This is a genomic window from Shewanella sp., assembly GCF_013214165.1.
GTDB lineage: Bacteria > Pseudomonadota > Gammaproteobacteria > Enterobacterales > Shewanellaceae > Shewanella.
Window position 1 is genome coordinate 1 of the sequence record NZ_JABSSM010000181.1, and the last position, 1,505, is coordinate 1,505.

A 1,505-nucleotide genomic window follows, 5' to 3' on the forward strand; every position below is an offset into this window, starting at 1 on the left:
CCATAAAGCCCCTGACGGAATCCCAGATATCCATCAGGAATAACATTAGGCGTTCCTCTTCTCAGCGTGAGTCGCAACCATGCCTGCACTCTGTTCTTCAAGTACCTGTACGATTGACTTACTGCGGGCAATAACAATTGCGTGCATAAGCATCAGAGGTAGAGCAGCGACCAGACCTTGTACAGTAGTCATCAATGCCATTGAGATACCGCCAGCCATAAGCTTAGGATCGCTGGTACCAAACAACTGAATGCTCTGGAAGGTGGCAATCATACCGGTTACTGTACCGAGTAGACCCATCATAGGTGCGATTGCAGCGAGTACCTTAATGATCGAGATACGCGCTTCTAGTGCCGGTGTCTCTTTCAGAATGGCTTCATCAAGCTTAAGCTCCAGCGTTTCAACATCGACATCTTTGTTGTCGTGGAAAGCCTTAAGAATACGACCTAAGGCATTGTCACCTGGGTTATCCAGATTTTTGCGTTGGGCCTTAACTTTAGCGCCTACAAGAGTAAGAGTGACGATACGCTCGATAGAGATGATGGCACCGATAATAAGCAGGCCAATAATGATGTAACCAATGGTTCCACCCGCTTCGATACGATCTTCAATAGTCGGCTTCTGCGTGAAGATGCTCAACAACACACCCTTAATAGGATCTATGTAGAGAGGAGCGATACCCGAAGTGATATCCTGAAACTTAGACACGGCTTTGACTTGGTAACCAGATGGCTGCTGCGATAGCTCCTGAATCAGACCAAGGTCGGCGTTATAAACGACATATTTACCATCGGCAAGTAAGTTGAATGCACCAACACGAGTGATGGATGTATTACGGATATTACCGTCGATATCGGTAACAGCACCTTCGAAGTTCACAACCTTGCCAGACTGTGCCATTTCAAATAACTGTTCTTCCCAGAAACGCTCCAGCTCGTCGATCTTTGGCAGTTGCTTACGCGCACCAAGTTCTGCGATGAAAACATCACGTCCAGGATATTGAGCACTGATGTTAGACGCTACCAGTTTACCGGAGAAATCACCGGCATCACCTTTAACGACACCGAACATCTCACCCAAGTCACCTTGAGCCGTTTTAAGATCTTCTTCTAACTGAGCAATCTTACGCTCGTTATCGAGGAAAGCTTGGTTTAAATCTTTACCGCGTTGACGCTCGGTAGCTAAAGCATTCTTTTCACGTTTAAGTAGAGCGGCTTTATCGCCACGTTCATTTCTGAACTCTTGCTCACGCTTCTTGTTTGTATTCGAAGCATTGGCACGATCTGTTTGAACCTGCTTAAGCAGCTGGTCGATCGTTTTAGGCGCATCTGCTGCACTTGCAATACCTGAAGATAAAATCAGGGTTGCAGCAACGATAGCTGTAGTTATTAACTTCTTCATTATTGTGCAGCCTCCGCAGCAGGGATTGGTAACGAGAATAGATCCGGAGCACCCTGTTTACGTGCAATGCGGATACCTTTAGTCAGTTCACGAAGATAGCTTTC

Annotated in this window: 1 protein-coding gene; it reads right to left on the minus strand. The window is 46.4% G+C overall.

Annotated features, from left to right (window positions below; genetic code table 11):
• Nucleotides 1-45: 45 nt before the first annotated feature.
• Complete coding sequence (locus HRU42_RS21125) at nucleotides 46-1,401, minus strand: MotA/TolQ/ExbB proton channel family protein (RefSeq protein ID WP_295034070.1); 1,356 nt, start codon at nucleotides 1,399-1,401, stop codon at nucleotides 46-48.
• Nucleotides 1,402-1,505: the final 104 nt, after the last annotated feature.